This window comes from Streptomyces sp. CRN 30, from assembly GCF_034105845.1.
The window spans coordinates 12,720-25,260 of sequence record NZ_JAVRHI010000439.1; the positions used below are offsets into that span (position 1 = coordinate 12,720).

Below are 12,541 nucleotides of genomic sequence, written 5' to 3' on the forward strand. Positions count from 1 at the left end.
GCGAAGGTTAGCCTAACCTCTCTTCGTCCAGGATTCCGGCTTCCACAGGCCCGCGCGGTTCAGGGACGCCGGGCAGTGCAGGTAGATCTCGTCGATGTGCAGCACGAGCGCCAGCGCCGGGCGCTTGCCGTCCCGCGCCATCGCGTCGAAGAACGGGGCGTCGGTGAGGATGCGGGCCCGGCCGTTGATCCGCAGCACCTGCTTGCTGCCCGGTATCAGGTACAGCAGCCCGGCGTGCGGGTTGTCGAGGATGTTGTGGAAGCTGTCGCCGCGCCGGTTGCCCGGCCGGTCGGGCAGGACGACGGTGCCGGCGTCCAGGACGTGGGTGAAGCCCGGGGCGTCACCGCGCGGGGAGACGTCGCAGTTCCCGGCCGTGTCGGAGGTCCCCAGCAGGCAGAACGAGGAGCGGGCCAGGATGTCCAGGTCCTCCTCGGTCAGCCGGTCGTGGACCTTGTCGATCACGAGCGGCCACGGCTCGCCCAGCAGTTCGCGCAGCTCCGCGCGGGAGCCGAGTTCGACCCAGCCCTCGCCGGTGACGGTGACGGTGTCCGGCCGGTTCTCGGTGGTGTCGATCGTGTGCGGCAAGGCCCGCTCCAAGCTGTGCGATGTCGATGGGTGGTTGCGACTGGGTGGTTGCGACCAGAACATTATCTGATGTTAGGTTCGCCTTACCTGATCACCGGTTGTTCCCCGTCCGGTGACTCGGGCCGCTCATCTGCCCACAAGGACCTCCCCATGCGCCCAGCCCCTCCCCACCGGCCGGCCCTCCGGTGAACGCTCCCGCCCCCGCCCCCGTGCGGGACGACGGGACGGCATCCAAGGCCACCGGCCGCCGGTTCGGCGGCGCGGCCCTCACGGCGGGACTCGTCCTCCTCGCCGCCCTGCTCCTGGCCTCCGTCATCCTCAGCCTCGCCGTCGGCTCGTCTCACGTGCCCCTGCGTGACGTCGTGCACGGTGTGTTCGACCCAGACCGCTCCGTCCGCGCCCAGCTCGTCGTCCGGGAGGTGCGCGTCCCGCGCACCCTGGCCGGCCTGCTGGCCGGCGCTGCCCTCGGCCTCGCGGGCACCGTGATGCAGGGCGTCACCCGCAACCCGCTGGCCGACCCCGGCCTCCTCGGTATCAACGCGGGCGCGGCCGTGGCCGTCGTCTTCGCCATGAGTGTGCTCTCCCTGACCGAACCCGGCCAGTACATCTGGTTCGGTTTCCTCGGCGCCTGCCTCGCGGCGGCACTCGTCTACGGGGTGGCCAGCTTCGGACGCGAGGGCGCCACCCCCGTGAAGCTCGCCCTCGCCGGCGCCGCCGCCTCCGGACTGCTGATCTCCCTGACCGACACGATGCTGCTGACCGACAGCCAGACCTACGACCAGTACCGGTTCTGGCAGGTCGGCGCGCTCAACGGCCGGGACCTCGACGTCATCCGGCAGGCGCTGCCCTTCGTCGTCGTCGGCGGCATCCTCGCCCTGGCCATGGGACCCCGGCTCAACGGACTGGCGCTCGGCGACGACATCGCCCGCGCCCTCGGCCAGCGGGTCGGCGTGGCCCGGCTGACCGGAGCCGCCGGCGTCGTCCTGCTCTGCGGCGCGGCGACGGCGGTCGCCGGACCCATCGGCTTCGTCGGACTCGCCGTCCCGCACGCCGTCCGCATGCTCACCGGCCCCGACCACCGCTGGATCCTGCCCTACAGCGCGCTGCTCGCCCCGCTCCTGCTGCTGGTGGCCGACGTCATCGGCCGGGTGATCGCCCCGCCCGGGGAGGTCCAGGTCGGTGTCGTCACCGCCGCCGTGGGCTGCGTGCCGTTCATCCTGCTCGTCCGCAGACGTGGAAAGGCGGAACTGTGAACGCCCCTGCCGCCCAGGCCCGTCCCGCCCCCGCCGCGGTCGCCGAGGCGGCCGCCCGCGTCGGCCGGCTGCGCCGCGTCCGCCGGGCCCGCTTCACCGCCGTGTGCGCGGCCCTCGCACTCGTCGCGTTCGCCGCGCTGGTGCTCTCCCTCACCGTCGGCGACATCGACGTCCCCCTCACCGACGTCCTCGCCGTGCTCACCGGTCGCGGGGACGCCGGCACCTGGTTCATCGTGGGGGAGCTGCGGCTGCCCCGGGCGCTCCTCGCCCTCCTCGTCGGCTGCTGCTTCGGACTCTCCGGCGCCGTCTTTCAGGCACTGCTGCGCAACCCCCTGGCCAGCCCCGACGTCATCGGCGTCAGCGCGGGCGCCAGCGCCGGAGCCGTCCTCGCCTCCATGGCGTTCGGCCTCAGCGGCCTCGCCATGTCCGGCAGCGCCCTGGCCGGCGCGCTCCTCGCGGGCACCCTCATCTACGCGCTGTCCTGGCGGGGCGGGGTCAGCGGCGGCCGGTTCGTGCTCATCGGCATCGGCGTCGGCACCGGACTCGTCAGCCTGCGCTCCTACCTGATGACCCGCGCCGAGGTCACCGAGGCCGCCAACGCCTTCGTCTGGCTCACCGGCAGCCTCAACGGCCGCTCCTGGGACCAGTTCTGGCCGCTGCTCGGCTGCGCCGTGGTCCTCCTGCCGCTCACGCTGGCCGCCTCCCGCGGCCTCGGCGCGCTCCAGCTCGGCGACGAGGCGGCCGGCGGCCTCGGCGCCCGGGTCCAGCACAGCCGCCTCGCCCTGCTGGCGGGCGCCACCGCCCTGGTCGGCGTGGCGACCGCGGCGGCCGGACCCATCGGCTTCGTCGCCTTCGTCTCCCCGCCCATCGCCCGCCGCCTGGTACCCGGCCAGGGCGCCGCCCTGGTCCCGGCCGCGCTGACCGGCGCCGCCCTGGTCTGCCTCGCCGACTTCGGCGCCCAGCACCTGCTGCCCGGCACCCAGGTACCGGTGGGCGTGATCACCAGCGTCATCGGAGCGCCGTACCTGCTGTGGCTGCTCGCCCGTGCCAACCGGGTCGGCCGCGGCGGCTGAACCGCGTACGCCCCTGCTCCCTCCCTTCCCGCCCGCCCCACCGTCCCGACGTAGGAGAACCCGGTGTCGTCCCAGCACACTCTTCAGACCCGTGACCTCGGTCTCGGCTACGGGGAGCGCCAGATCATCTCCGGTCTCGACGTCGACCTGCCGCCGGGGCGGTTCACCGTCGTCGTGGGACCGAACGCCTGCGGCAAGTCGACGCTGCTGCGCGCCATGGCGCGGCTGCTGACCCCCACCGCCGGCACCGTGCTCCTCGACGGCGAGGACATCCGCCGCACCTCCACCCGCGAGGTCGCCGCCCGCCTCGGCATGCTGCCGCAGAGCCCCGTCGCGCCCGACGCCATCACCGTCTCCGACCTCGTCGGCCGGGGCCGCTACCCGCACCAGGGCTGGTTCCGCCGGTGGACCGCCGCCGACGACGAGGGCGTCGCCGCGGCCATGCTCGCCACCGACGTCCTGGACCTCGCCGACCGGTCCGTGGACGAACTCTCCGGCGGGCAGCGCCAGCGGGTGTGGATCGCCATGGCCCTGGCCCAGGAGACCGACATCCTCCTCCTGGACGAACCCACCACCTACCTCGACATCAGCCACCAGCTCGACGTGCTGGACCTGCTGACCGACCTCAACCGGGACCGCGGCGTCACCCTCGCCGTCGTCCTGCACGACCTCAACCTGGCCTGCCGCTACGCCGATCACCTGATCGCCATGAAGGCCGGCCGGGTCATCGCGGAGGGAGCGCCGAACGACATCGTGACCGAGTCCCTCGTGCACGACGCGTTCGGACTGCGCTCGACGGTGATCCCGGACCCCGCGTCCGGCACCCCGATGGTGGTGCCCCTCGGGCGCCACCACGTCCCCTCCACCACCTCCCACTGAACCGCAGCACCGCACAGAGAGCCCAGACACCCTCATGTCCTCCAGCACCCCCCGCAGAGAGCGCCGCCGCGCCTGGCGCCTGTTCGCCCCCGCCCTGGTCCTGACCCTGGCGGGCTCCCTCGCCGCCTGCGGCGGCTCCTCCGACGACGACTCGGACGCCGCCTCCGCCGACTCCTCGGCCAAGGCGTCCGCGAGCGCCTTCCCGGCGAAGGTCGCCACCAAGTTCGGCACCGTCACCGTCGACGAGCAGCCCAAGCGCGTCGTCGCGCTCGGCTGGGGCGACGCCGAGACGGCCCTCGCCCTCGGCGTGCAGCCCGTCGGCCAGAGCGACTGGCTCGCCTTCGGCGGCGACGGCGTCGGCCCCTGGGCCGAGGGCGAGTACGACAAGAGCCCCGAGAAGATCGGCACCCTGGAGCCCGAGTACGAGAAGATCGCCGCGCTCAAGCCGGACCTGATCCTCGACACCAAGTCCAGCGGCGACCAGACCCGTTACGACACCCTCAGCAAGATCGCCCCGACCGTCGGCGTACCGAAGGGCGGCGACCAGTACAAGATCGGGTGGGAGAAGCAGACCACCATGATCTCCCAGGCGCTCGGCGTTCCCGACAAGGGCGAGGAACTGGTCGCCGAGACCGAGGAGAAGTTCGCCGCCGCCGCGAAGGAGCACCCGGAGTTCAAGGGCAAGACGATCACCGTCGGCTCCCGTACCTCCGTCGGCTGGGGCGCCTACGTCCGGGGCACGGACCGGATCGGCTTCGTCGAGGACCTCGGCTTCGAGAACAACCCGAAGGTCGAGGCGGAGGCCGGCGAGGCCTTCTCGGTGACCGTCTCCGAGGAGAACCTGGAGATGCTCGACGCCGACCTCGTCGTCATGGCGCCCATCGGCATCAAGGCGTCCAAGATCTCCGGCGACGCGCTCTACAAGTCGCTGCCCGCGGTGAAGGAGGGCCACGACGTCGTCTTCGACGACACGGACATCAGCACCGCCTTCGCCACCAGCTCCGTGCTGTCGATCGGCTACGCCCTCGACAAGGTCGTCCCGCTCTTCGCCGACGCCCTGAAGTGACCCGTCAGAACGCGTAACGCACGCGCAGCCAGGGGGCGTGGACACCGATCAGCTCACGCAGGGTGTCCACCGCCGCCGCCTTCGGCCGGTTGCGGTAGCGCACGTTGCGCGCCCCGTTCTGGGACACCTTGGCCTGCTGGAGCTCCGGCCGCCACAGCAGCTCCTCGGCCCGGGGGTGCCAGCCGAGGTTCACCTCGTGCAGCCCCTCGTTGTGCGTCAGCATGATCACCTCGGCGGCGGCCTGCCGCTTGACCCGCTCCGGCAGGACGTCGTCGAGGTGGACCAGCAGCTCCCGCCAGGCGTCCTGCCAGCCGGGGCGGAGCACCACGGGGGAGAGGTTGAGGTGCACCTCGTACCCGGCGTCCAGGAAGTCCGCCGCGGCGGCGATCCGCTCGGGCACGGGCGAGGTCCGCAGGTCCAGCAGCCTGGCGTCCTCGGGCGGCATCACCGAGAAGCGGATCCGGGTCCGGCCCCGCGGCTCCAGGGCGAGCAGGTCGGGATTGACGAACTTCGTGGCGAACGACGCCTTCGCCGTCGGCCACTGCCGGAAGGCGCGCACCAGGTCCGCGGTGTTGTCGCTGATCAGCGCGTCCACCGAGCAGTCGCCGTTCTCCCCGATGTCGTACACCCAGGCTTCGGGGTCGCACTGGTTCGGCTCGGTCTTCGGGCCCTGCCGGGCGACATGCCGGCCGATGTGGGCGATGATCCGGTCGATGTTGGTGAAGACGGTGACCGGGTTGGCGTACCCCTTGCGCCGGGGCACGTAGCAGTAGGCGCAGGACATCGCGCAGCCGTTGGAGGCGCCCGGCGCGATCCAGTCCGCGGACCGGCCGTTCGGGCGCGTGACGGGCCGCTTGCGCTCGCCCAGGACCAGGGTCTCGCCCTTCACCCGGACCCAGCGCTCCACGTTGCCCTCGTTGCCGTGCAGCCCCGGGATGCCCCAGTGGGACTCCACCTCGATCAGCCGCGCCTCCGGGAAGCGCGCCCGGATCTCCCGGCCGCGCGGCGACACGGCCGCCGCGGGCTCCGCGTAGATCTCCCGCACGAAAAGCATCCGCCGGGCCGCCTCGGAGTCCCGGAACCCCGGTCCGGCCGGCGGGGCCTTCGCAGCCGGGGCGAGCGCGTCGAGTCCGAACAGCGCGTCGGAACCGGCGTCCGGGGTGCTGGACGGAGAGGGCATGAGAACTCCGGGACAGAAGGTGCGCGAGGTACGGAAACGGACCCCGCCCTTTCACTCTACGGCGCACACGGTACGTGCTCGACCTGTCACCCCCGGTCCGCGCACGGGCGCCGGAGAACGCCCCGTGTCCGGAACCCGACCCGGGGCATACGGGTGACACGACGTCAGGAGACGTCACCGGAACCGAGGAGGCCCCGTGCTCGCCATCGTCGCCGCCGTGCTGTTCTTCATCGCGTTTCTGATCAACGCGGCGGACATCTCGACCAACGACATCTTCACGTCGGTCAACTTCATGCTCGTCGGGCTCGCCCTGCTGGCGCTGCACGTCGGCGGGATCGGCAGCGGCTGGGCGGCCCGTGGCCGCCGCCGCTGACGGGCCGCCGTCAGCGAACGCGCGCCACCGCGGCGTAGATACCGCTCTCCTCCGGCCCGGGGCTCTCCTGCCCCGGGCCGGACCACTCGGTGGCCGTCACCAGGCCGGGCTCGACCAGCTCCAGGCCCTCGAAGAACCGGGCGACCTCCGGCCGGGTACGGAAGCCGAGGCGGATGCCGCCCTTCGCGTACTGCGCGACCACCTGCTCCGCCAGCTCGGGGAAGAGGTCGATCGCGGCGTGCGAGAGGACCAGGTAGCTGCCGGACGGCAGGGTCGCGACCAGCCGCCGGACGATGCCGTGGGCGTCCTGGTCGTCGGGGACGAAGTGCATCAGCGCGATCAGCGACAGCGCGATCGGCCGGTCGTAGTCGAGGACCTCGCGGGCCCGGCGCACGATCTCGTCCGGGGTGCGCACATCGGCCTGGATGTAGTCCGTGGCGCCCTCGGGGTGGCTCACCAGCAGCGCCTCGGCGTGCCGCAGCACGATCGGGTCGTTGTCGGCGTAGACGACCCGCGCGGTCGGCACGGCCCGCTGGACGATCTGGTGCAGGTTGGGCTCTGTGGGGATGCCCGTGCCGATGTCGAGGAACTGGTCGACGCCCTGCGCGGCCAGCCAGGCGGCGGCACGGTGCATGAACGCGCGGTTCTGCCGCGCCGCGTCGTGCGCCTCGGCCGGCAGGGTCCGGCCCACCGCCTCGTCGACGGGATAGTTGTCCTTGCCGCCCAGCAGCCAGTCGTAGACGCGCGCGGGGTGCGCCTTGCTGGTGTCGATCTCCAGGGGGCGGGAACTGTCCGTCGTCATCACAGGGCTCCGTCGCGTCCGGGGTGCGTCGGGACCGCACCTGCGGATCATCGTACTGCGCACGCGGACGGGCCTTGACGACAGGTGAGTTGGGGCCGCGCCGGTCAGTCGGCCTTGAGCGTGCGCGGCGGCCGGTAGGACCACTCACGGTCCGCGTCGGTGATCCGGCGCAGCACCTGGGCCGGGGTGCCGGCGACGACCGTCATCGGCGGGACGTGCGCCGTCACCACACTGCCCGCGCCGACCACCGACCCCCGGCCGACGGTGACCCCCGGCATGATCTGGGCCCCCGAGCCGATCCACACGTCGTCCTCGATGACCACCGGCGCCGAGAACTGGGTGCCGTCCCGGCGCAGCTCCGGATGGACCGGGTGGCCGGTGGTCGTGACGGTCACGTGCGGCGCGAACATCACCCGGTCACCGACGACCACCTCGACGTCGTCGACGAGGGTGAGGCCGAAGTTGGCGTACACCCCGTCGCCGAAACGCGTGTTGCGGCCGTAGGCGACATGCAGCGGCGGCTCGATGAACAGACCGGTGCCGACGGCGCCGAACAGCTCCCCGAGGAGCGCGTCGCGGCCCGCCTGGTCGCGGGCGCCGGTGCGGTTGTAGGCGTCGGCCAGTTCCTTGCCGCGCAGCCGCTCCTCCGCCAGCGCCTCCAGGCCGGGGTCACCGTCGCAGTACAGCTCGTGGGCCGCCATCCGGCGGCGGGTCTCGGTCTCGCGGGGATCGGGTGTCACGGGTCCTCCTGGAAGGGCGACGGTCCGCGCGCCCCCCGGCGGGGGGCGCGCGGACCGGGAGCGGTGTACTAGAGGGCCTGCCGCAGGACGGCCACCTCGCGCGGGCCGAGCACGAGCGTGCCGTCGGCGCCGGTGGTGCCGGTGAGGACCTCACCGGGCACGTCCGTGACCGGCACGGTGTCGTCGGTGCGGTTGACCAGGAACACGTACCGGGCGTCGGCACCGCGCCGCACGGCCGCCTCGACCCGGCCGCGCAGGGCGGCGGGCAGCTCGCTGGAGACCCCGGCGGGCTCCAGCAGCCGCGGCAGCAGCGCGGTGAGCCCCGCGACACCGAGCCGGGTGGAGACGTACGCGGCCGAACCGGCGCCGGCCGGCCGCCGGGTGACGGCCGGGCGTCCGGCGTGCACCCCGGTGCGGTAGCCGGCCAGGACCTCGGTGGCCGGGTCGGTGACGGTGACCCGGTCGGTCCACAGGCTGCCGGTGGAGGCGTCGTCCAGCTCCACGGTGTCACCGGCGAGCAGCGGACCGAACTCCTCGACGCGGATGCCGAGCAGCTCGCGCAGGGCGCCCGGGTAGCCGCCCAGCCACACGTGGTCGTTCTCGTCCACGACACCGGAGAAGTACGTGGTGACCAGGTGCCCGCCCTGCTCGGCGAAGCGCGTCAGCTCCTTGGCCAGCCCGGCGGGGACCAGGTGCAGCACCGGCGCGATGAGCACCTTGTGCCGGTGCAGGTCGGCGCGGGTGGTGACCACGTCGGCGCGGACCCCGAGCGCCAGCAGCGCGGAGTACCAGTCCAGCGCCTCCTGCCGGTAGTCCAGCAGCGAGGTGGGGTGGGAGTCCTGCTCGCTCGCCCACCACGACTCCCAGTCGAAGAGGATGCCGACGTCGGCCGCCTCCCGGTCGCTGCCGGCGACCGGCGCGAGGGTCTTGAGGGTGTTCCCCAGCTCGACGACCGCCCGGAAGAGGTCGCTGTCGGCACCGGCGTGCGGCACCATCGCCGAGTGGTACTTCTCGGCGCCGGCGGCCGACTGCCGCCACTGGAAGTAGCACACCGCGTCCGCGCCGTGCGCCACGTGCGTGAGCGAGTCACGGGCCAGGTCGCCCGGCCGCTTGGCGATGTTGACGGGCTGCCAGTTCACGGCGCTGGTGGAGTGCTCCATCAGGAACCACGGCCGGCCCGCCGCCAGGCCGCTGGTGAGGTTGGCGGAGAAGGACAGCTCGTCGCGGTCCTGCGGGCCCGGCACCACGTAGTGGTCGTTGGAGACGAAGTCGACCTCGGCCGCCCAGTCCGCGTAGTCCATGCCCTTGGTGCCGCCCATCACCATGAAGTTGGTGGTGACCGGAATCTCCGGGGTGATCTCCCGCAGGATCTCCCGCTCGGCGCGCAGGTGGTCCTTGAGCGCGTCCGAGGAGAACCGCTTGAAGTCCAGCTGCTGCGTGGGGTTGGGGTGCGAGGCGGCCAGCCGCGGCGGCAGGATCTGCTCGAAGTCGGTGTAGCGCTGCGACCAGAACGCGGTGCCCCAGGCGTGGTTGAGGGCGTCGAGCGAGCCGTACCGGGCGCGCAGCCAGCCGCGGAAGGCGCGGGCGGCGTCGTCGGAGTAGTCGTAGATGTTGTGACAGCCCAGCTCGTTGGAGACGTGCCAGGCGACCAGCGCCGGGTGGGCCGCGTAACGATTCGCCATCTCTCGCACCAGGCGCAGCGCGTGCTCCCGGAAGACGGGGGAGGTGGGCCGCCAGTGCTGCCGGGCGCCCGGCCACACCGTCTCGCCGCGCTCGGTGACCGGGAGGATCTCCGGGTGGGCGGTGGTGAGCCACGGCGGCGGTGAGGCGGTGGCCGTCGCGAGGTCGACGCCGATGCCGTTCGCGTGCAGCAGGTCCATGACCTCGTCGAGCCAGCCGAAATCCCAGGTGTCCGGACCCGGCTGGAGCCGCGCCCAGGAGAAGATCGCCACGGAGACGACGTTGACGCCGGCCTCGCGCATCAGCCGGACGTCCTCCTCCCACACCTGACGGGGCCACTGCTCGGGGTTGTAGTCGGCGCCGTAGGCGAGACGGGGAGTCCGGTCGTCGTCCGGGCCGCCGGGCCGCGACAGGAGGGTGGAGATCATGGCGGTCCTTCCAAGTGGTGCATGTGCGAAGGGGCGGCGCGGTCTCGCCGCGCCGCCCCCTGGGGTTCTTGCTACTGCTCGGCTACTTGACGGTGAAGCCCTGCTCGTTGCCGTACTTCACCGAGGCGTCCTGCCAGCTCTTCAGCGCGTCGGCGAGCTTGGTGTCCGAGGCGTAGGCCTTGCCGACCGTGTCGTTGAAGATCGAGTTGGCGTAGACCTGGTAGGGCAGGTACGCCCAGTCGTCGGCGACCTGGGCGGCCGACTCGGCGAAGATCTTGTTGGCCTGCTGGCCGCCGAAGTACTCGAACTTCTCGTCCTGGAACTTCGAGGACTGCAGGTCCTCGGTGGTCGCCGGGAAGGCGCCGCCCTCAAGACGGGTCTGGACACCCTTGCCGGAGTTGGCGTACTCGACGAAGGCGTAGGACAGGGCCTCGTTCTTGCCCAGCTCCGGGAGGGCGAGGGCGCTGCCGCCGTTCTCGGCGCTCGCCTTGCCGCCTTCCTTCCACTGCGGCAGCGGCGCGACGCGCCAGTCACCGGAGGCGTCCTTGGCGCCGGACTCCAGGTTGGCGGGCATCCAGGCGCCGGTGGGCAGGGCGGCTATGGTGCCGTCCGCCAGGCCCTTGAACCACTCGTCGCTCCAGCTGCTGACCGGGGCGACCAGGTCCTCGTCGAGGAGCTGCTGCCAGGTGTCGGCGAAGGTCTTGGCGCCCGAGTCGGTGAAGTCGATGCTCACGTTGGTGGAGCCGGTCACCGAGTAGGGACGCGATCCGGCCTGCCACAGCAGGCTGGTGGTGAAGCCGGCGTCACCGGTGTCCGCCATGATGTACGCCTTCGGGTCGGCCTCGTGCAGCTTGCGGCCGGCCTCGACGAACTCGTCCCACGTGGCGGGGACTTCGATGTCGTACTTGTCGAAGACCTTCTTGTTGTAGAACAGCGCCATCGGACCGGAGTCCATCGGCAGCGCGTACACGCCGTCGGTGCCCGCCTGGACGGCGGTCCACGGGCCGGGGGAGTAGTGCGCGGCGAGCTTGTTGGCGCCGTAGGACGTGAGGTCCGTCAGCTCCTTGGTCAGCGCGTACTGGCCCATGGCGTAGTACTCGATCTGAGCGACGTCCGGGACGCCCTTCTTCGCCGAGATGGCGTTGGAGAGGGCGGTGTACTGGTCGGCGTTGGTCCCCGCGTTGACGAGGTTGACCTTGACCTTCGGGTGCTCCTTCTCGAAGTCGGCGGCCACCTCCTTCAGGGTGGGCTCCCACGCCCAGACGGTGATCGTGCCGCCCTTTTCGAGAGCTGCCTTGATGTCCGACTCGGACACGGACTTCTGGCTGGATCCGTCGTCGGAGTCACCGCAGGCGGTTGCGCCGAGGGCGAGTGCGCAGACGAGTCCGATACTGCGCAGCAGGCGGCGCGAGTGCTTGTGCATGGTCGAGCTTCCACTTCCTTGTGGCCGTCATTGGCCCTGTCGGGGGTGTGCAGGACATGGAACATGCGTGGGGGGACTACGTGGGGGACGCTGCTGTCACTCCTTGACACTCCCGGCGGCGAGCCCGGACTGCCAGTACCTCTGGAGCAGCAGGAAAGCGGCGACCAGCGGCACGATGGTGATCAAGGAACCGGTGATGACCAGGTTGAACACAACCTCGCCACCGGCCGTCTGCGCCTGAGCGTTCCAGGCGTTCAGACCCAGGGTCAGGGGGTACCAGTCGGGGTCCTTGATCATGATCAACGGCAGGAAGTAGTTGTTCCACGTCGCGACCATGGTGAACAGCAGGACCGTCACAATACCGGGAGCCAGCAACGGCAGTGCAACTCGGAAGAAGGTTCGGGCCTCGCTCGCACCGTCGATACGCGCGGCTTCCATCAGTTCGGTAGGAATCGCGTCGTTGGCGAAGACCCACATGAGGTACAGGCCGAACGGCGAGATCAGCGACGGGATGATGACGGCCCAGGGCGTGTTGGTGAGCCCGAGCTTGCTGAACAGCAGGAAGGTGGGCACCGCGAGCGCGGTGGTCGGCACGGCCACAGCGCCGATGATGACCGCGAACACGGCCTTGCGGCCCGGGAACTTGTACTTGGCCAGGGCGTAACCGCCCATCACGGCCAGGAAGGTGGCGCCGCCGGCCCCCACGACGACGTACATCAGGGTGTTGAGCAGCCAGCGGGTGAAGACGCCGTCGTTGTAGCTGAACGTCTGGCTGATGTTGTCCCAGAGGGCGAAGTCGTCGTCGAACCACAGGCCGAACGAACCGCTCAGCCCCTCCTGGGTCTTGGTGGCGCTGATGACCAGCCAGATCAGCGGCACCAGGCTGTAGAGCAGCACCAGGCCGGTCAGGACGGTCAGCAGCACACTGCGCTGCGGCTTGCTGGCGGAGCTCTGCCTGCCGCGGCGGCGGTGGGAGCGCAGCCGGGGCGCCGCGTGCGAGCGGCCGGCCGGGGTGCCGTAGGTACGGCTGGAAGCCTGGGTGGTGGGGGTGGTCATCGC

The 12,541-nt window shown here is 71.6% G+C and carries 12 protein-coding genes; 5 read left to right on the plus strand and 7 right to left on the minus strand.

From position 1 onward, the window contains the following. Positions 1 to 12: 12 nt before the first annotated feature. A complete protein-coding gene (locus tag UW392_RS48405) occupies positions 13 to 585 on the minus strand; it encodes an MSMEG_1061 family FMN-dependent PPOX-type flavoprotein (RefSeq protein ID WP_320781754.1) in 573 nt (190 codons plus the stop codon). A 209-nt stretch (positions 586 to 794) separates the two neighbouring features. Between UW392_RS48405 and UW392_RS48410 the strand changes: the two genes are divergently transcribed. From UW392_RS48410 to UW392_RS48425, 4 genes are all read left to right on the plus strand, one after another. Next, on the plus strand, positions 795 to 1,838 hold the full coding sequence (locus UW392_RS48410; RefSeq protein ID WP_414497532.1) for a FecCD family ABC transporter permease: 1,044 nt from the start codon (positions 795 to 797) through the stop codon (positions 1,836 to 1,838). Beyond that, a complete protein-coding gene (locus tag UW392_RS48415; protein ID WP_414497525.1) occupies positions 1,835 to 2,911 on the plus strand; it encodes a FecCD family ABC transporter permease in 1,077 nt (358 codons plus the stop codon). Before UW392_RS48410 ends, UW392_RS48415 begins: the two co-directional genes overlap by 4 nt. A gap of 63 nt (positions 2,912 to 2,974) precedes the next feature. Next, positions 2,975 to 3,790, plus strand: a complete 816-nt coding sequence (locus UW392_RS48420) for an ABC transporter ATP-binding protein (RefSeq protein ID WP_320781755.1) — start codon at positions 2,975 to 2,977, stop codon at positions 3,788 to 3,790. Positions 3,791 to 3,824: 34 nt separating this feature from the next. Then, positions 3,825 to 4,856 (plus strand): iron-siderophore ABC transporter substrate-binding protein, encoded by a 1,032-nt coding sequence (locus tag UW392_RS48425; protein ID WP_320781756.1) that lies wholly within the window; start codon positions 3,825 to 3,827, stop codon positions 4,854 to 4,856. A 4-nt stretch (positions 4,857 to 4,860) separates the two neighbouring features. On the opposite strand, the gene UW392_RS48430 is transcribed toward UW392_RS48425, so the two are convergent. After that, positions 4,861 to 6,036 carry a spore photoproduct lyase family protein gene (locus UW392_RS48430; protein ID WP_320781757.1) on the minus strand — a complete coding sequence of 392 codons (1,176 nt, stop codon included), beginning with the start codon at positions 6,034 to 6,036 and terminating at the stop codon, positions 4,861 to 4,863. A 196-nt stretch (positions 6,037 to 6,232) separates the two neighbouring features. Here UW392_RS48430 and UW392_RS48435 point away from each other — a divergent pair, with 196 nt between their 5' ends. Then, positions 6,233 to 6,409, plus strand: a complete 177-nt coding sequence (locus UW392_RS48435) for a hypothetical protein (protein ID WP_320781758.1) — start codon at positions 6,233 to 6,235, stop codon at positions 6,407 to 6,409. A 10-nt stretch (positions 6,410 to 6,419) separates the two neighbouring features. Here UW392_RS48435 and UW392_RS48440 read toward each other — a convergent pair whose 3' ends face one another. From UW392_RS48440 to UW392_RS48460, 5 genes are all read right to left on the minus strand, one after another. Beyond that, on the minus strand, positions 6,420 to 7,211 hold the full coding sequence (locus UW392_RS48440) for an SAM-dependent methyltransferase (RefSeq protein ID WP_320781759.1): 792 nt from the start codon (positions 7,209 to 7,211) through the stop codon (positions 6,420 to 6,422). 104 nt (positions 7,212 to 7,315) lie between these two features. After that, the gene (locus tag UW392_RS48445; RefSeq protein WP_320781760.1) at positions 7,316 to 7,951 is read right to left on the minus strand and encodes a sugar O-acetyltransferase; all 636 of its coding nucleotides are present in this window, start codon (positions 7,949 to 7,951) and stop codon (positions 7,316 to 7,318) included. Positions 7,952 to 8,019: 68 nt separating this feature from the next. Beyond that, a complete protein-coding gene (locus tag UW392_RS48450; protein WP_320781761.1) occupies positions 8,020 to 10,059 on the minus strand; it encodes a beta-galactosidase in 2,040 nt (679 codons plus the stop codon). A gap of 82 nt (positions 10,060 to 10,141) precedes the next feature. Beyond that, a complete protein-coding gene (locus tag UW392_RS48455; protein WP_320781762.1) occupies positions 10,142 to 11,482 on the minus strand; it encodes an ABC transporter substrate-binding protein in 1,341 nt (446 codons plus the stop codon). 96 nt (positions 11,483 to 11,578) lie between these two features. After that, positions 11,579 to 12,538 (minus strand): carbohydrate ABC transporter permease, encoded by a 960-nt coding sequence (locus tag UW392_RS48460; protein WP_320781763.1) that lies wholly within the window; start codon positions 12,536 to 12,538, stop codon positions 11,579 to 11,581. Positions 12,539 to 12,541 lie beyond the last annotated feature (3 nt).